The organism is Arthrobacter sp. MA-N2 (assembly GCF_000517125.1).
GTDB classification, from domain to species: domain Bacteria; phylum Actinomycetota; class Actinomycetes; order Actinomycetales; family Micrococcaceae; genus Arthrobacter; species Arthrobacter methylotrophus.
The window spans coordinates 3,000,016-3,017,338 of record NZ_KI912155.1; the positions used below are offsets into that span (position 1 = coordinate 3,000,016).

Below are 17,323 nucleotides of genomic sequence, written 5' to 3' on the forward strand. Positions count from 1 at the left end.
CTAATTGTCAAGCAGTCAGAACGATGCGTCCAGCAATGCCGCCAGCCGTCAGATCGTCCAAGGCCCGGGCTACCTCCGCAGCGGAGAGCGCACGCTCGTCGACAGGGATATGGGGCAACTCGCCGCGCCGGGCAATACCGACCAGATCCTGCAGCTGGGCGAGCGTACCTACGAAGCTGCCCTCAATGCGGATCATGCGCAGGGCCAGCATGGCAGTGGGAATGGTGACTTCGCCACCGAACAGTCCCACCTGGATCATGGTTCCCGCCTTCGCCAGGATATCGAAGGCGGCCGACGCTGTAACGCCGTTGTTGACGAAATCGACCACAGCGCTGGGGGATCCGCCGGCCGCTTCACGTATCTCTTTGGATCCGATGCCTGGACCGGAGAGGACAGTGCTTGAGGCACCCATGTCCCGGGCCAGGGAGAGGTTCCGATCGGAGACATCCACGACGCAGATGTTGCGGTGGCCGCGGGCCCTAAGGATGGCGATGGCGGTGAGGCCGAGGCCCCCGGCACCGAAAATGACCACCGGCTCCTCTGGTTCAAGGGGGAGAACCTTATCCACGGCGCTGTGAGCGGTGAGGCCGGAACAGGCCAGGGTGGCAGCCCAACTGGGGTCGATGCCGTCGATGTCAACGAGGTACTTCTCGTCCGGCACGAGAATGTACTCGGCATAGCCGCCGTGCCGGGCCACGCCGAGGTTCCGTCCGGCGGCGCAGCGGTTGTCATGTCCTTCCCGGCATTGGCGGCATTCGCCGCAACCGATCCACGGGTAGATCAGGCGCACGTCGCCCGCCCGGACAGATTCGACGCCGTCACCTACCTCCGCGACGACTCCGACCACTTCGTGGCCAAGGACCATCGGGTACTCGATGCCGCGGTCTTTCATGCTCATCAGCCCGCGGCTGCCCAAGTCGTATCCGCCAGCCCGAAGGTGGGTGTCTGTGTGGCAGACCCCGGCCCGCGTGACTTTCAGGAGTACTTGGCGGCCATGGGGGCTCGGCGTCGGAATGTCCAGGTCATGGATCGTGGCGTCATCGGGGAGGACGGCGAATGCATGCATGGTGAAGCACCTCGTTCATTGTGGCAATCAGGCTATCCCCTCATCATGTCCGACTATTGACGACGCTTCCAATACCAAATCCGACGTCGATTGCCGGGCAATCGGGTATCAATCAGCTGAGGCGCCCCGGGTGTTTCACATTGGAACACTTGTGGTCTGGAACACAGGCCTACGTTTGACCTAAGCCAAGCTGGAGCCAAAGGAGGCACCCACGATGACCACCAATATCGCCGAGCAGTCCGCGGTCACTTCCACCGATGTCGATACGCAGGACAAGCTGCGCGAACTCTATGCGGATTGGTCGCAGATCATGGCCACGACCCCCGATCTGACCATGCGCCTGTTCCGTTCCATTTTTGACGAGTGGCACCAGCCGACCGTCGAACCCGAGGACGTCACGTACCGCGAGGACACCGTCGGCGGAGTTCCGGGCATCTGGTGCCTGCCGGCAGGCGCGGACAAGAGCAAGGTGCTCCTGTACACGCACGGCGGCGGATTCGCCGTCGGCTCGGCGTCAAGCCACCGCAAGCTCGCCGCCCACGTTGCCAAGGCGCTCGGCTCCGTCAGCTTCGTGCTTGACTACCGCCGCGCCCCCGAGTTCCAACACCCCGCCCAGGTCGACGACGGCGTGGCCGCCTTCGAGGCGCTCGTTGCATCCGGCATTGCCCCGCAGGACATCACCACGATCGGTGATTCCGCCGGCGGTAACCTCGCCATCGCCATCGCCTTGGCCCTCAAGGAACAGGGCAAACCGGGCCCCGGCCGTGTCATCGCATTCTCGCCGTGGCTCGACATGGAGAACAAGGGCGAAACCCTCGTCTCCAACAACGACACCGACGCCCTCATCACCCCCGGACTACTCGAGGGCATGATCGCCGGCGTCCTCGGGGACACCATCGATCCCACCACCCCCTTGGCGAACCCGCTGCACGCGGACTTCACTGGTTTCCCGGCCTTGTACGTCACGGCCGGCAGCGTCGAATCACTCCTCGACAACGCCACCCGCTTGGCGGAGCGCGCGCAGGCGGCAGGCGTGGATGTCACCCTCTCCATTGGGCAGGGCCAACAGCACGTCTACCCGTTCCTGGCCGGGCGCTCCGAACTCGTCGCTGACGAGTTGGGAAAGCTCGCGGCCTGGTACCGCAGCTGAACCCCATCCTTATCCCCGCACGAGAACGACGAAGGAGTCGTCATGTCTGACCAGAACACCCCCCTCACCATTGACGCCGTTGTCATAGGCGCCGGATTCGGCGGTATCTATGCCGTCCACAAGCTGCACAACGAGCTCGGACTCACCACGATCGGCTTCGACAAGGCGGGCGGCCCCGGCGGGACGTGGTACTGGAACCGCTACCCGGGTGCCCTCTCCGACACGGAGAGCCACGTCTACCGCTTTTCCTTTGACAAGGACCTGCTGCAGGACGGCACCTGGAAGCACACGTACGTGACCCAGCCGGAGATCCTCGAATACCTTGAGGGCGTTGTGGACCGCTTCGACCTGCGCCGCCACTTCCGTTTCGGCACCGAGGTCAAGTCCGCCATCTATCTGGAGGACGAGGCCCTCTGGGAAGTAACTACCGACGACGGCGCGGTGTACCGTGCCACTTACGTCATCAACGCCGTCGGGCTGCTTTCCGCAATCAATCTCCCGAAACTTCCCGGTATGGACACTTTCGAGGGCGAGATCATCCACACCGCTGCCTGGCCGCAGGGCAAGGATCTCGCCGGCCGCAGGGTCGGCGTCATTGGCACCGGATCCACCGGCCAGCAGGTCATCACCGCCCTTGCACCAGTGGTCGACAAGCTGACCGTCTTCGTCCGCACCCCGCAGTACTCCGTCCCGGTAGGCAAGCGCCCCGTGACCTCGCAACAGATTGACGAGATCAAGGCCGACTACGACAAGATCTGGACCCAGGTCAAGGCTTCCGGCGTGGCCTTCGGCTTCGAGGAAAGCACCGTTTCCGCGATGAGCGTTTCGGAAGAAGAGCGCCAGCGCGTATACGAGAAAGCGTGGGAATACGGCGGTGGCTTCCGTTTCATGTTCGAAACGTTCGCGGACATCGCCACCGACGAGGAAGCCAACGAGACTGCAGCATCCTTCATTCGCAACAAGATCGGCGAGATCATCGAGGATCCGGAGACGGCCCGCAAGCTGACGCCGACTGGCCTCTTCGCCCGGCGCCCGTTGTGCGATGACGGCTACTTCCAGGTCTTCAACCGGCCGAACGTGGAAGCCGTCGCGCTCAAGGAGAACCCCATCCGCGAAATCACCCCCAAGGGCGTTGTGACCGAGGATGGCGTCCTGCACGAACTGGACGTGCTCGTCTTTGCCACCGGGTTCGACGCCGTGGACGGCAACTACCGACGCATGGAGATCCGCGGCCGCAATGGCCTGAACATCAACGACCATTGGGCCGGGCAGCCCACCAGCTACCTGGGCATCTCCACGGCGAACTTCCCCAACTGGTTCATGGTGCTCGGCCCCAACGGTCCCTTCACGAACCTTCCGCCCAGCATCGAGTCGCAGGTTGAGTGGATCAGCGACACGATCAGGCACGCCAAGGACAACGGGATCCGCGCGATCGAGCCCACCCCCGAAGCAGAACTCGAATGGACCGAACTCTGCACCACGATTGCCAACATGACGGTGTTCACCAAGGTGGATTCGTGGATCTTCGGCGCCAACATCCCGGGCAAGAAACCCAGCGTGCTGTTCTACCTCGGCGGCCTGGGTAACTACCGCAACGTCTTGTACGACGTCACCGCCAACGGATACCGCGGCTTCGAACTGAATTCACCGGCCGAAGTCGCTGCCTGACGCGCCAACCAATCCGGACATGGCCGGGTGCCCACGTAAACGGGGGGCACCCGGCCATCCTTCGTCACAAGAGTGCCTTCGGCACAGCCTTCATCACAGAGGAGAACCACCCATGGGTGTGTATACGACCATCGACCCGGCAACCGGGGAAGAGTTCGCCCGGTACCAGGAGATTTCCGACGCTGAGTTGGACGCGTTGATCGGACGCAGCGCAGCGGCCTACCGCTCCTGGCGCACCACGGAGCTGGCCCAGCGCCGCGCCGTCCTCACGCGGGCGGCTGAACTGCACCGGGAACAGGCCGATGAGCTCGCCAAGCTCCTCACCCTGGAAATGGGCAAGCCGATCGCCCAGGCCAAGGGGGAAGTGGCGCTGGTCGCCTCCATCTACCAGTACTACGCGGACAACGTGGAAGAGTTCATGGCGGATGAACTCCTCAAGATCAAGGGTTCCGGCACCGCCGTCGTCCGCACCGAGCCCATCGGCCCGCTCGTAGGGGTCATGCCGTGGAACTACCCGTATTACCAAGTGGCGCGTTTCGCTGCCCCGAATATCGCCCTGGGCAACACCATCATCCTCAAGCATGCCCGGAACTGCCCGCAGTCCGCACTCGCAATCGAGCGGATCCTGAATGAGGCCGGGTTGCCGGCAGGCGTCTACGCCAATGCGTTCATTTCCTCGGCCCAGGTTGCGGCCGCCGTTGCGGATCCGCGTGTGCAGGGTGTCTCGCTGACCGGCTCTGAAACCGCCGGCGCCGCAGTCGGTGCGGTCGCTGGCCGGAACATGAAGAAGAGCGTCCTGGAGCTGGGAGGTTCGGACCCCTTTATTGTGCTCGAGGACGCTGACATCGACGCGGCAGCCGCTGCCGGCGTCGTCGGCCGGCTCTCCAATGGCGGGCAGGCTTGCACGGCGTCGAAGCGTTTCCTTGTGGAGGACGGTGTCTACGACCAGTTCGTTGAGAAATTTGTCGCCGGTATGGCCGGCTGGCAGCCCGGCGATCCGACCAGCCCAGAGACGAAGCTCGGACCTCTGGCATCTACCGCAGGCGTCGAAGAACTCGACGAACTGGTCCAGGACGCAATCTCCCACGGGGCCGAGGTGCTGTTGGGCGGCAAGCGGCCGGACGGCCCGGGCGCCTACTACCCTCCGACGGTGCTGGCAGGGGTGACTCCGAAAATGCGTGCCTTCAGCGAGGAACTGTTCGGCCCGGTCGCGGTTGTCTATCGCGTCGATTCTTTGGAAGCGGCCATTGATCTGGCCAACGATTCCCCCTTCGGCCTCTCATCGAGTGTCTTCACCACCGACCAGCAGAAGGCTGATCGGGCGGCTGCGGCACTTGAGATGGGCATGGTCTGGGTCAACAGCACCAGCAAGAGTTCGCCGGACTTGCCCTTCGGCGGCACCAAGGCCTCCGGTATTGGCCGCGAGCTGGCCAACTACGGTTTCAATGAGTTTTCCAACAAGAAGCTGGTACGTAACCCGAAAGGACAATGATGACCAGTCGCGTAGAGGGCAAAATTGCGGTAGTAACCGGCGGCGCCGCCGGCATGGGCCGGGCGCATTCCCTGCTGCTGGCACGGCAGGGAGCTTCAGTTGTCGTCACGGATGTTGACGGTGCCGGGGGTAAGGAAACAGTCCAGTTGATTGCGGCCGAGGGCGGGACAGCTTCGTTTATGCAGCACGATGTGTCCAAAGCCGCGGACTGGGCTGCCGTTGTGGACCATGCCGTGGAGCGCCACGGACGCATCGACGTGCTGGTGAACAATGCCGGCATCCTTGCGTTCAAGTCCCTGCAGGACACCGACGACGATTTGTGGGACCGGATCTTTGAGGTCAATGTCAAGGGCACCTTCCTCGGCTGCAAGGCGGTGATCCCGGCAATGCAGAAGTCTGCGGCACCGAGCATCATCAATATTTCGTCGATGTACGGGATCATTGCCGCGCCCAATGCCGCGGCCTACGAGGCCTCCAAGGGCGCCGTACGGAATCTGACGAAGGCCGCTGCGGTGGACCTGAAGGAGTTCGGGATCCGCGTTAACTCAGTCCACCCGGGCGTCATAGCCACGGCCATGACCAACGACATCCTGGCCTCTGAAGAGGGCGCAAAGGCTCTGCTGGGAACCACCATCCTTGGGCGGCCCGGCCAGCCCGAGGAGGTTTCAGCTGTTGTCCTGTTCCTGGCCTCCGAGGAGTCGTCCTTCATGACCGGCTCCGAAGTGGTGGTTGACGGGGGATACATCGCCCAGTAGGCACCAGTTACCGACCAGTGCTCCGCGTCTTTGTTGTTTGTCCCGGACGCGGAGCACTGTTTTGTTCGTGGGACGTACCCGCACCTGCGCCTGGAGTTCCCTGGCCTAGCCTTGATCCAGATTCGCTTCCGGTCGTGACTCCTTCGACGGTCGCGGCGCTAAACCCGGACTCCGCCAGCAACTCGCGGGTGGCGTCCAGGATCATTCTTTCGGTCCGGGCGCCGCTTCTGATGCCGGTCGCCGGGATGGTGGCCGGCCCTTCGTTGCCCGCGCTCGAGATATTCACTGTGGCACTGCCCCTTCAATAATCTGCCGCTTCGTGTTACAATTGCTACGCAACGTATCGTTTTTTTGTACACAAACAAACGTCGCCACCACCCGCCTCTACAACCCTAGAAGGTATCTACCATGACCAGTGATCGCTACCGGCGCGGCCTCGACCGCATGATGGAACTCGTCTCCGCCGAGCACTGACCACGTCAAGCTGGTGGAGTCCTGCAAGGATCTGGACCTGGCCGCCGCTGAAGCTGAAGCGGCACATGAATGTCGGTTTCAACCTGGGACTGACAAAGGAGAAGATCGTCGGCGCCCTGATCCAGTGCATCCCCTGCATCGGCTTCCCGCGCGTCCTCAATGCCCTGACCCTCCTCAAGGAAGTCATGGCGGAGCGCGGCATGACCACTGAAATCGCTGCCGACTGAGGACACGGTCTGCTTCATAGCCCTGACGCCAACCACCACAATGAAAGATCAAATCATGAGCAAGAAAATCGGTTTCGTAGGACTGGGAACAATGGGACTTCCCATGGCAATCAACCTGAACAAGGCCGGCTTTGAAGTGATCGGCTACGACGCCTTCGCGGGATCCCGCGAGAAGGCGAAGACCGCAGGAATCACGGTAGCCGAATCCTTGAAGGATGTCGCTGAACAGGCCGACGACGCGATCGTGTCAATGGTCCGCGACTACGCCCAGAACCTCGACGTCATCCTCGGCGAGGGCGGACTGCTGTCGGCCAATCCCAAGGACGTGACCATCATCGTCATGAGCACCCTCGACCCCGACACGATGAATGACTTGGGCAAGCAGGTCGAGGAACACGCTGGCGTGAAACTCATCGCCGCCGCCGTCAGCGGAGGCGCGACCGGGGCCCAGGCCGGCACTCTGTCAATCATGACCTCGGGCCCGGAAGACAGCGTGACGGCTGCCCGCCCGTACTTCGACGCCGTCGGATCAAACGTCTTCTACTACGGCAGCCAGCCCGGCAACAGCCAGGCCGCGAAGCTGGTCAACAACCTCATTCTGGGTGTCAACATCAATGCCCTCGCCGAGGGACTAAAGTTCGGCGCCCAATACAACCTGCCGCAGGACGAGCTGCTGAGACTGTTCAAGGTCAGTACCGGTGACAGCTGGGTTGCCCGGAACTGGGACTCCGTCTCGGAGTGGACCGCGGACACCGCCTTGGCCGTCCTGCTCAAGGACTTGAAGGCCGCGCACCTCAAGGGCCTCGAGCACAACGTGGCCATGCCCTTCAACGCCCTCTCCTCGACCCTGCTTTTCGACTCCATGGGAAAGAAACCGCAGGCCAAGTAAACGACCGGGCCTGCAACGACGCCGGGGGACCATTCGGGGCGTCGGCGAATCTCGTTATGTCCGCCCGCCACGAAAGGATTCCCCTCCCGGTGCCCCTCCGCACAAGCCTTCACCGCCTCCGCCCCTTCCTCGAGGAGCTATTCGCCCTGCGGGACGCGCGGGCAACTATCGCTCCGTCCCTGCAGGCGGGCATCATTTCGTCCGTAACGGTGGTGGTCTCCTGCCTCCTTTTCGGGCCGGAACTCGGCGCAATCTCCCTGCTCGGCTCGATGCTCGCGCTGTGGGAATCCAAGCGTCCGCTATGGGCCCGGGTCCGCAATGGGCTGCTGATCGCCGCGACCATGAGCCTCTCGATGACCCTTGGCGTCCTTGTCGCCCCGTACCGGTGGGCCACGATTCCGGTGATTGTCGTGCTGATCCTCGCCGCCGCGGTGGCCTACTACGGCTTCCTGCTGACCCGCGGTCCGGGCCCTCTGCTCCTGTTCTATGGCGCCGTCCTCGGCACCTACTTCGGCGCGGACCCGGGACTTGCTTGGAAAATTGTAGGGATCACTGCCTTTGCAGCGCTGTTCACCTGCGTCCTGACGTTGGTGGTCCTTGTTGCCGACCCGCACCGCCCGGAGCAACGAGCCATTGCCGACGCCCGACGGGCAGTCGAAGATTACCGCGCCGGCGTAGCGGGAGAATCGGGAACGGACACATTCTCCGGTGCTGAGCGGTCCCGCAGGATCTTGGCCAGCGCCTACGGTGCAGTCAACCGTGCGTGGCTGGCCTTGAACTCCGCCCATCCGGGCACTAAGGGCCGGGGCCACCGCGACCGCCAGAACCAGCTCCTCGCCATCAATCGAGATCTGGCCGACAGCGTCCTGAAACACTCAGGCATTCCCGGCCGGATCCGGCAGCTAACCCCGGACACCCCGCTTCTACTCGGACGGCCCGGCTTTCCCTTCCTGCTCACCCATGCGCTCCGCCGGGATTCGGTCGCCTGGTTCACGGCGTGGCGGATCGCACTTGCCGCCGGTCTTGCCGGGCTCGCCAGCGAGCTGGCAGGCATCGGGCACTCTTACTGGGCAATTCTGACGGCCGCTCTAGTGCTGCATCAATGGACCGGCCGCGTTGCCACCACCCGGCGGGCGGTCCACCGGGCCATCGGCACCTTCGTCGGACTTTTCGTGGTGGCGCTCGTTATTGTCCTGGACCCGGGCCCATGGTGGGTCGTGGGAATCATCATCGTGTGCCTGATCGGCCAGGACGTCCTGGTCCCGTTCAACTACTTCCTTGCGCTGATCCTCGTGACTCCCATGACGTTGCTCGCCATCGAAGCTACCGGCCAAGGCGGTTCCCCCTTGGTACTCCTCGTCGACAGGCTGCTGGGCACGCTGATCGGAGGGGTTATTGCCCTGGCCATCACGTGGGCCACGAGCACCCGGTTCCCCGCACGACTCCTGCGCGCCCAGTACACCCGCGTGGAAGCCGCCATCGCCGCCGTCGAACGCTCTATTGCGGATGGCACGGCAAACACCGCGGCCGGACGCAACGCACGGGTCGAGCTCAGCTACGAACTCACGCATCACTACGGCGTCGCCGACCGCGCCTCCGCCGAGGAACCGGGCCTGGCATTCCTGGAGGAACACGGCGAAAGTGTCATCGACAAGGGATACGTGGCGCTGGCGAAAACCTGGCTTTGAGGGCAGGCGACGGGCGGTTCAGCTCCAATCGAAGAAGCCCTTGCCGGTCTTTCGGCCGAGGTTCCCGCTGGTCACCTTGTCGCGAAGGATCTGGGGCGGTGCGAACCGTTCGCCCAGTGTCTTGTGCAGGTACTCGGCGATGCCAAGGCGCACGTCCAGGCCCACGATGTCGGTGGTGCGCAGCGGGCCGGTGGGGTGTTTGTATCCGAGGACCATGGCGTTGTCGATATCCTCAGGGCTTGCGACCCCTTCCTCGACCATGCGCATTGCTTCCAGTGCGATCGCCACGCCCAACCGCGACGATGCGAATCCCGGGGCATCATTGACTACGACGGCGGTTTTGCCCAGTCCTTGGACCCAGCTCCGCGCCTGCTCGATGAGTTCAGGACGGGTCTGCTTGCCGATCACCACCTCGATCAGGGCAGAGGCAGGAACCGGGTTGAAGAAGTGCAGACCGATGAAGTCCCGGGGCCGCTCCAGCTCCTCGGCCAGCCCGGACACGGACAGGGAAGACGTGTTCGAGGCCAGGACCGTGCCCGGCGTGAGTTGCTCCTCGACCTTGCGGAGGGCTGTCACCTTCAAAGCCCAGTCTTCCGGTACGGCCTCCACCACCAGCCCGCGGTCCCCGAAGGCTCCGTAGTCCACGGAAACGGAGAGGCGGGAGACCATCTCGTCGAGGGTGCCGCCTTGGGGGTCTCGCTCGATGGACTTCGCCGCGGAGGCTTCTACCCGCTCCCGGCCTGCTTGTGCGGAGGCGTCGTCGCGTTCGACCACCACCACGTCTGCTCCCTTGACGAGGAAAGCGTGGGCGATGCCGGCACCCATCCGGCCGCCGCCGAGGACGCCGACACGCGCCGGGACTCCGGCTGGCATTACTGTGTTGCTCATCTACTTCTTCTTCCTGTCGAGGAATGCCTGCATGCGGTCGAACTTAGCCTGGGACTCGAAAAGCATGCCCTGGGCGAGGGTATCGATGACGGGGTGGGCGTCCCGCGGAGCGTGGAACACTGCCTTGGTGATGCGCACGGCCAAGGGGTCCTGCGCTGCAATGGTGTCTGCCAAGGCGTGGGCCGCGTGCAACAGCGTTTCCGGATCCACGAGTTCGGTGATCAGCCCTACCGCTAGGCAGTCCTCGCCCGTCAAGACTTGGCCGGCAAGCAGCATCTGCTTGGCCACCGCTTCCCCGACGAGCTCCTTCAGCCGCCAGGTGGCGCCAGCCGCGGCCAGGATGCCCAGCCCGGTTTCCGGGTTCCCCATCCGCAGCGCGGGCGTGCCGATGCGGAAGTCCGCCGCATAGGCGAGTTCGGCCCCGCCGCCAAGGGCGTGGCCGTCCAATGCCGCGATCACCGGCATGGGCAGTTTCGCGATCCGCTCGAAGACCCCGGAATTGATCCCGGCCAGTGCATCGTCACGGCGGCGTTCGCGCAGCTGCGCGATGTCCGCGCCGGACGCGAAGGCGGCTTTGGTTCCGGTCTCCGGACCGCCGGGGGTGCCGGAGAGGATCAGGATCTTCGGTGTGCGCTCGAGGTAAGCGCAGATAGTGTGCAGCTCATCGACCATTGCCTGGTCGATAGCGTTCTTCACCTCGGGCCGGTGTAGCCGGACCGCCAGACGGTCAGCACGTTCCTCGACGAGCAGCGTCACGAAGCCCGCGGTATCGAGGCGCGTCCCGGCGTCGTTCATTGTCTCTGTCATCAGACGCCCTCCAGCAGCAGCGCGGTGCCTTGTCCGACGCCGACGCACATGGTGGCGAGTCCGAGCTTGCGGCCTTGCGTGGCCTCTCGCTCAAGGCGGCCGAGCAGCGTGATGACGAGACGGGAGCCGGAGGAGCCGAGGGGGTGGCCGAGGGCGATGGCGCCGCCGTCGTTGTTCACCGTGTCCGGCTCGAGTTTCAGTTCGCGCATGCAGGCCAGGGCCTGTGAGGCGAATGCCTCGTTGAGTTCGACGGCGGCGAGGTCGCCTACCGCGATGCCGGCGCGATCCAGGACTTTGCGGGTGGCCGGAACGGGGCCGATGCCCATGATTTCCTGTGCGACGCCGGCGGAGGCGCCATCGAGGATGCGGGCGCGGGGAGCCAGACCGTATTTCTCGACCGCTGCCTCGGAGGCGACGATGATTGCGGAGGCGCCGTCGTTGAGGGTGGAGGAGTTGCCGGCGGTGACGATGCTGCCGCCCTTGACCACCGGGCGCAGTCCGGCGAGCACGTCGAGGGATGTTCCGGGGCGGGGTCCTTCGTCGGTGTCCACAAGCGTTGTGGCGCCCTTGCGGCCCGGGACGGTGACAGGGATGATCTCCTCGGAAAAGCGTCCGGCCGCGATCGCGGCGAGGGCACGCTCGTGCGAGCGGACCGCGAACTCATCGCAGTCCTCACGCGAGATGTTGTAAACGCGGGCCACTTCCTCGGCGGTTTCAGGCATCGAGTAGCTGGCCTTGCCGTCGCGGGAAAGTTCGCCGGACAGGAAAGCCGGGTTGGGGAAGCGCCAGCCGATGGAGGTGTCAAACACGGCTCCGGGCTTGGCGAAGGCCTTGTCCGGCTTTTCCATCACCCAGGGGGCACGGGACATGGACTCCACGCCGCCTGCGACGACGATGTCCGCGGCACCGGCCTTGACCATGTGTGAGGCCATGATGATGGCACTCAAACCTGAGGCACACAGTCGGTTGACGGTGATGCCGGGGACGGTGTCCGGGAAACCGGCGAGCAGCCAGGCCATGCGGGCGACGTTGCGGTTCTCCTCGCCGGCACCGTTGGCGTTTCCGAGGATCACCTCGTCCACGAGGGCAGGGTCGATTCCGGCGCGTTCGACGGCGACCCGCACCGTGAGCGCGGCCAAATCGTCCGGTCGGATGGAGCTCAAGGCGCCGCCGTAGCGGCCGACGGGGGTGCGTGCCCCGCCTATGAGGAATGCTTCGGGCATGGAAAACTCCTTGGTGGTCACGTTGCGTGGGCAGGCGGCAAGGATCAGCGGAAGGCCGAGATGCCTGTAATGTCACGGCCTACGAGGAGTGCTTGGATGGAGTCCGTTCCCTCGTAGGTGGAGACGACCTCCATGTCGGTCATGTGGCGGGCGACGTGGTTCTCGAGCAGCAGACCGTTGCCGGCGAGGAGTTCACGGGCCTCGTTGCAAATCCACTTGCCCTTCTGTGCAGTGGCCATCTTGACCATGGATGCCATCGCGTTGGTCAGCGTGCCTTGCTCGGCCAGCTCCGCCATGCGATGGCACATCAGATGCATCGCGGTCAGCTCGCTGAGCATGTTTGCGAGACGGTGTTGGACAAGTTGGTATCCGGCGATCGGCTCGCCGAATTGCACTCGCGTGGCCGCATAGTCGGCGGCGATCTCGAAACAGGCCATTGCGTGGCCCACGGCCTCCCATGCGGCGCCGCCCCGGGTCGCCTGAAGGACGCGGGAAACGTCCGCGAAGGACCTGCAGTTCTCCAAGCGGTTGGCCTCGGGGATCCGCATGTTGTCCATGACGATGTCCGCCTGCAAGATGGCGCGCTTACCGATCTTGCCGGTGATGACGGTGGGATTGTAGCCTTCCGGGTGCTTGCCGTTCGCGTCCTTCTCAACTACGAAGGCGTTGACTTTGCCGTCCTCCGTGTTGCGGGCGAAAAGCACCACAACGTGCGCCGCATGGCCGTTGCCGATCCAGCGCTTGTGGCCGTTGATCACCCAAGTGTCACCGTCGCGGCGGGCGCTGGTTTCCAGCGCTACCGAGTCGGATCCGTGATCCGGTTCCGTCAGGGCGAAAGCGCCTGTTTTGTCGAGCCGGGCCAGGTCAGGCAGCCAGCGCTGCCGCTGTTCGGCGCTACCGAGCAGGTTCAACGCACCCATGCACAGGTTGGAGTGGACGCCAAGGAAGGTGTTGATGCTGCCATCGCCACGGGCCATTTCGCGGGCCACCATCCCTGCAGCCTTCCGGCTCATTCCCGGGCAACCGTAGCCTTGGATGGTTGTCCCGATGATGCCAAGCTCGGCCAGCGGGGGCAGCAGTTCCTCGGGGAACTCCGCTCTTTCCCAGTACCCGTTGATGATCGGCAAGACCCGCTGTTCGGCGAACTCACGCACCTTATCGCGAATGGACACCTCCTCAGGGGTCAGCTCGTCGTCGAGATTGAAGTAGTCGGACATGGCAGCGCCGCGAGCGGGTGTAGTGGTGGTCATGACGGGTCCTTTGGGTCGATATGTGGACAGGGTGTTGGATGTTTGCGACGGGGGGCTAGGGTCGCGGTTCCTGCGAACGCAGCCACTCCAAGACGTCTCCACGGTCGGCGTCGATGCCGGGTGGCGCAAGATCGTAGCTGGCGGGCGTTGCCGAGAAGGTGATCGGGTTGCGGACCCCCGGGAGGGCGTCTTTGCCGAGTCCAACTTCCACCACCGGTTCCAGCCCGAGGCGCCGCGCGAAGTCGATTCCGCCGCGGACGTCGTTGATCGGCGCACACGGCAACCGTGCCTCGGTGAAGGTATCGAACCAGGCGGCAGCGGTCCGGGCTGCCAGCAGCTCCTGCAGGATGGGGCGCAGTGCCGCACGGTTGAGGCTTCGGTCCGGCGCTGTGGAGAACCGGGGGTCCTCGGCCAGCCCGTGCGCGCCAAGTACTTCGCAAAGGGTCCGGAATTGCCGGTCGTTGCCGATGGCAAGCACAATCTCACCCTCTGCGGTGGGGAGGGGCTCGTAGGGATAGATGCTGGGATGCTCGTTCCCCATGCGGGTAGGCACGTTCCCGCTAAGCAGGAAGCCTGCCGTCTGGTTGACCATGCCTGAGAGGGCCGAGGACATGAGATTCATTTCAACGCGCTGGCCACGGCCGCTCTGACTGCGCTCATGCAACGCGGAGAGTACGCCGATGGCGGCATGGAGTCCGGTGATGACGTCGAAGACTGCGACTCCGGATCGGTAGGCGGGGAAATCCGGGTCGCCGGTGAGGCTCATGAGTCCGGACATTGCTTGGACGAGCAGATCGTAGCCGGGCAGAGCCGCCCCGCCGGCGGAGCCGAAACCCGTGATGGACGCATAGATGACGGCGGGGTTGCGCTCCTTAATGGACGCGTAGTCCAGGCCGAAGCGGTCAAGCCCGCCGGGCTTGAAGTTCTCGACGACGACGTCGGCGCTTTCGGCAATGGTGCGTGCGGTCTCGGCGTCGCCGGGGTCACCGAAGTCCAGCGCGATGGAGCGCTTGTTGCGGTTGATCGAGAGGTAGTACGTCGATTGGCCTTCGAATACGGGTGGTTTCCACGCACGTGTTTCGTCTCCGGACGGGCTCTCGACCTTGATTACTGTGGCGCCCATGTCTGCCAGGAGCATCGTGCAGTAGGGTCCGGCCAGCACCCTGCTGAAATCGGCGACGACGATTCCGGCCAAAGGCCCGCTGGAGTTGCGGCCGAAAGGGTCGCGGCGGGAGCCTTCGGTGTGGCGGTTTTCGGCTACCCCCGAGGCAAGGGGAGCTGCGTTGCTCTGCGATGTCATGGGTCCTCTTCCGTGGGAGAAATCATTTTCACTATCCCACCGAGGATTACAGTGCGTCCAATACTTATTGACTGTTGGATTATTGCGTAATCTGAAAGAATTACTCCATGGAAATTCAACAACTTCGGGTGTTCCTCGCTGTGGCGGAGGAACTGCATTTCGGTCGGGCGGCTGAGCGGCTCCACCTCGCACAGCCCCCGGTTAGCCGGATGGTGCGGCAACTCGAGAGGGACCTCGGCACAGACCTCTTTCTCCGGAGTACACGCAGCGTCCGATTGACGGCGGCGGGCGCGGCGTTGCTTGCGCCCGCCAGGGAGATCCTGGCCGCAACGCAGCGCGCCAAAGCCGGCGTCTTGGCAGCTGGTCGGGGAGAGCTAGGCACGGTCAAACTCGCTTATGCCGGCGCATCGACCCACGTCCTGGTGGGTATGCTCGCCCGAGAAGTGCGGAGGGTGTATCCGGGAATTGAATTCCTGCTTAACAGCCAGGATTTCGCGCTCCCGGCCCTTGCGAGGGTACTCCGGGGCGATGTGGACGTCAGCCTCGGCCGGTGGGATTTTGTGCCCGCGGGCGTCCAGTCCCGCATCATCGTGGAGGAACACCTTGTGATGGCTGTCCCGGCGTCCCATCGACTCGCCTCGAAAGAGGAGGTACGTGTTGCTGATCTTGCCGGAGAGCCGTTCGTGGCATTGCCCCCGCACGAGGGCTCCGTACTGGGCGATCGTTTGCGCAGGCTCAGCCTGGGCGCCGGGTTCGATCCGGACATCGTCCAGAGGGCTCCCGATTCGTGGACCGCCATGGCGCTGGTTGGGGCCGAGGTGGGATGTTCTCTGACGGTTTCCTCCGTGGCCGGGAACGTGACCGATCCGCATGTGCACTTCCTCCGGGTGGTCGACGAAACTCTGCCGATCTATCTCCGGATGGCGTGGCGCGGGACCTCGGACAACCCGGCGTTACCCCCCGTTCTTGCGCTTGCTGAACGAGTCTGGCCCGGCCCTCCTCAAGAAGCGGTCCCGGAGGAATAGACAGCAGTCGGCACGGAAGCAAGGCCGCCGCCAAGTTGGGAGGCGGCTCCCGGCATGTCTGTATGGCTGGCGAGAGGTTTCACCGTACAAAGGAAGGACCATGAAGACCCTCCGATTCCGCACTCTCGCCATAATCCTCCTCCCCGCCGCTGCGCTGCTGACGCTGGGTACCGCCTGCTCCGGTCCGGTTGCCACGTTGGGCATCGGCGGCCACGGATCAACGGCATTCGCCCTGCCGGCGCCACCGCCCTCTGCTCAGGAGAGCGGTGTCAGGCAGATCCATTCGCCCGGTGCCGTTGCCGTGGATGAGAACCTGGCGCCGGGACAATGCGCCGCCCGGGTGGTTGACGCCGCCGCAGGAGATGTCCTCCCCGACCCGGGCTGTACGCCCGGAGCAATCGACCCGGCCGTCAGCGAGGACAATATCGACTCGACCATCTGCAAGGCCGGCTACACCGCTACTATCCGGCCCCCGGCGTCGGCCACCGACAAATTCAAAACCACGAGCCTGTCCGCCTACGGGCAGAGCTACGAGCGCACCACGGAGCTGGACCACCGCCTATCTGCAGCCGTGACGAGAAGATCGGTTGCTTTGCCTGTTCACAGTGTGAGCGGCATGCCGATGTCGGGAGCGGTGTTGTGATTCGGCGTACGTTGGTTGGGTTTGCATCCGCGGGCTTGATGCTCGCCTTGGCGGCTTGCTCCGGCGTTGGTGGCCATGCATCGGAGATGCTGTTGGGGGCGGCTAGTCCTTCACCGACAGGCGCACCCACGGCGGTAGGCAGCACGACGCTTGCGCTGTCTTCGGCACCGATAGTTGTGCCGGGTCCAGGGTGGTCGGACTCTGGGCTCGAAGGCGCTGTCCCGGCGCCCGGGGCGTGCCAGATGCGTTGGACCGGCGGAGGTGAGCCGTTACCTGATCCAAAATGCACTCCCGGCGCAGTCGATTCGCGGGTCACCCAGAAGAATCTGGGGACAAATGTTTGCCGTAAGGGCGGTTACACGACCAGCGTCCGCCCTCCGGCGGCGATGACCACGGCGGCAAAGCGGAAAATCATGGCAGCCTACGGGTTGCCGTGGTCAGAAGCGGGCCACTACGAACTGGACCACCTTGTGCCGCTGGCTGATGGCGGCGCTTCTGATGTCCGTAATCTCTGGCCGGAGCCGAACACCTTCGTCTCCGGAATCGCGTCAAAGTCCGCGTTCATCCAAAACGACAAAGACCAGGTAGAAGCGTCCCTTTTCGACGCCCTGTGCAGCGGACGTACCGATTTGGCGCGGTCCCAGCGGGTCATGGCTTCGGATTGGTCGACTGCGGCGGAGGTGCTGGGTCTCCTGGATAGCCACAAATAGTGACCGTCAGGGCTGGTCGCGTCCAGGCTATTTCGTCCGGGCAAGCTTCCGGCGTAGGGTCAGGTTCT

At 64.1% G+C, this 17,323-nt stretch carries 17 protein-coding genes; 11 read left to right on the top strand and 6 right to left on the bottom strand.

Going from position 1 to position 17,323, the window contains the following annotated elements; genetic code table 11:
* Positions 1-7 precede the first annotated feature (7 nt).
* Complete coding sequence (locus A3M3_RS0114740; RefSeq protein WP_028266967.1) at positions 8-1,066, bottom strand: alcohol dehydrogenase; 1,059 nt, start codon at positions 1,064-1,066, stop codon at positions 8-10.
* Positions 1,067-1,280: 214 nt separating this feature from the next.
* On the opposite strand from A3M3_RS0114740, the gene A3M3_RS0114745 reads away from it, so the two are divergent.
* From A3M3_RS0114745 to A3M3_RS0114775, 8 genes are all read left to right on the top strand, one after another.
* Entirely contained in the window at positions 1,281-2,216 is a 936-nt protein-coding gene (locus A3M3_RS0114745) for an alpha/beta hydrolase (protein WP_028266968.1), read from the top strand.
* A 42-nt stretch (positions 2,217-2,258) separates the two neighbouring features.
* Positions 2,259-3,884 (top strand): flavin-containing monooxygenase, encoded by a 1,626-nt coding sequence (locus A3M3_RS0114750; protein WP_028266969.1) that lies wholly within the window; start codon positions 2,259-2,261, stop codon positions 3,882-3,884.
* Positions 3,885-3,996: 112 nt separating this feature from the next.
* Positions 3,997-5,376, top strand: a complete 1,380-nt coding sequence (locus A3M3_RS0114755) for an NAD-dependent succinate-semialdehyde dehydrogenase (RefSeq protein WP_028266970.1) — start codon at positions 3,997-3,999, stop codon at positions 5,374-5,376.
* The gene (locus A3M3_RS0114760; RefSeq protein ID WP_035741829.1) at positions 5,376-6,131 is read left to right on the top strand and encodes an SDR family NAD(P)-dependent oxidoreductase; all 756 of its coding nucleotides are present in this window, start codon (positions 5,376-5,378) and stop codon (positions 6,129-6,131) included. The genes A3M3_RS0114755 and A3M3_RS0114760 overlap by 1 nt, the downstream gene beginning before the upstream one ends.
* 134 nt (positions 6,132-6,265) lie before the next feature.
* The gene (locus tag A3M3_RS28980) at positions 6,266-6,439 is read left to right on the top strand and encodes a hypothetical protein (protein WP_155854383.1); all 174 of its coding nucleotides are present in this window, start codon (positions 6,266-6,268) and stop codon (positions 6,437-6,439) included.
* 231 nt (positions 6,440-6,670) lie between these two features.
* Positions 6,671-6,832 carry a carboxymuconolactone decarboxylase family protein gene (locus A3M3_RS28565; protein WP_197023254.1) on the top strand — a complete coding sequence of 54 codons (162 nt, stop codon included), beginning with the start codon at positions 6,671-6,673 and terminating at the stop codon, positions 6,830-6,832.
* A 40-nt stretch (positions 6,833-6,872) separates the two neighbouring features.
* Entirely contained in the window at positions 6,873-7,721 is an 849-nt protein-coding gene (locus A3M3_RS25315; protein WP_081736818.1) for an NAD(P)-dependent oxidoreductase, read from the top strand.
* Between the two features lie 89 nt (positions 7,722-7,810).
* A complete protein-coding gene (locus tag A3M3_RS0114775) occupies positions 7,811-9,409 on the top strand; it encodes an FUSC family protein (protein ID WP_028266972.1) in 1,599 nt (532 codons plus the stop codon).
* Between the two features lie 18 nt (positions 9,410-9,427).
* Here the strand turns inward: A3M3_RS0114775 and A3M3_RS0114780 are convergent, their stop codons facing one another.
* The 5 genes from A3M3_RS0114780 to A3M3_RS25320 are packed head-to-tail and all read right to left on the bottom strand — an operon-like array spanning position 9,428 to position 14,877.
* Positions 9,428-10,297, bottom strand: coding sequence for a 3-hydroxyacyl-CoA dehydrogenase family protein (locus A3M3_RS0114780; RefSeq protein ID WP_028266973.1), 870 nt, complete (start codon positions 10,295-10,297; stop codon positions 9,428-9,430).
* Complete coding sequence (locus A3M3_RS0114785; RefSeq protein ID WP_231497271.1) at positions 10,298-11,104, bottom strand: enoyl-CoA hydratase/isomerase family protein; 807 nt, start codon at positions 11,102-11,104, stop codon at positions 10,298-10,300.
* A complete protein-coding gene (locus A3M3_RS0114790) occupies positions 11,104-12,327 on the bottom strand; it encodes a thiolase family protein (protein WP_028266975.1) in 1,224 nt (407 codons plus the stop codon). Before A3M3_RS0114790 ends, A3M3_RS0114785 begins: the two co-directional genes overlap by 1 nt.
* Positions 12,328-12,371: 44 nt before the next feature.
* Positions 12,372-13,577 (bottom strand): acyl-CoA dehydrogenase family protein, encoded by a 1,206-nt coding sequence (locus A3M3_RS0114795; RefSeq protein WP_028266976.1) that lies wholly within the window; start codon positions 13,575-13,577, stop codon positions 12,372-12,374.
* A 55-nt stretch (positions 13,578-13,632) separates the two neighbouring features.
* Positions 13,633-14,877 carry a CaiB/BaiF CoA transferase family protein gene (locus A3M3_RS25320; RefSeq protein ID WP_081736820.1) on the bottom strand — a complete coding sequence of 415 codons (1,245 nt, stop codon included), beginning with the start codon at positions 14,875-14,877 and terminating at the stop codon, positions 13,633-13,635.
* Between the two features lie 107 nt (positions 14,878-14,984).
* Here A3M3_RS25320 and A3M3_RS0114805 point away from each other — a divergent pair, with 107 nt between their 5' ends.
* The 3 genes from A3M3_RS0114805 to A3M3_RS25330 all read left to right on the top strand — a co-directional run bounded on the left by A3M3_RS0114805 (position 14,985) and on the right by A3M3_RS25330 (position 17,255).
* Complete coding sequence (locus tag A3M3_RS0114805) at positions 14,985-15,902, top strand: LysR substrate-binding domain-containing protein (protein WP_028266977.1); 918 nt, start codon at positions 14,985-14,987, stop codon at positions 15,900-15,902.
* Between the two features lie 100 nt (positions 15,903-16,002).
* Entirely contained in the window at positions 16,003-16,545 is a 543-nt protein-coding gene (locus tag A3M3_RS27030; protein ID WP_051423206.1) for a hypothetical protein, read from the top strand.
* Between the two features lie 413 nt (positions 16,546-16,958).
* Positions 16,959-17,255 (top strand): HNH endonuclease signature motif containing protein, encoded by a 297-nt coding sequence (locus tag A3M3_RS25330; protein ID WP_155854384.1) that lies wholly within the window; start codon positions 16,959-16,961, stop codon positions 17,253-17,255.
* The last annotated feature ends 68 nt before the right edge of the window (positions 17,256-17,323 follow it).